Genomic DNA, 231 nt, shown 5'->3' on the forward strand with positions numbered 1-231 from the left:
CGCTGATGCCCTTGTTCCCCTTGCTCTTGTCGGTCATGGCCATCACCACGTACACCTCGGCGATGCCCCCTCCGGAGATGAAAACCTTGCTTCCGTTGAGCAGCCAGTGGTCCCCCATGTCCCTGGCCGTGGTCTGCTGCATGGCCGCGTCGGTCCCGGCGTTGGGCTCCGTCAGTCCGAAGGCCCCCAGCTTTTTGCCCGACAGCAGGTCCGGCAGGTACTTTCTCTTTT

Annotated in this window: 1 protein-coding gene; it reads right to left on the bottom strand. The window is 62.8% G+C overall.

Annotation, left to right across the window (positions count from 1 at the left end; genetic code table 11):
• Positions 1–231 (bottom strand): acyl-CoA dehydrogenase family protein (locus NE619_RS18530; RefSeq protein WP_256133927.1); only part of this gene is annotated, 231 nt, incomplete at both ends.

This window comes from Anaerovorax odorimutans (assembly GCF_024459955.1).
Taxonomy (GTDB): Bacteria; Bacillota; Clostridia; order Peptostreptococcales; family Anaerovoracaceae; genus Hominibacterium; species Hominibacterium odorimutans_A.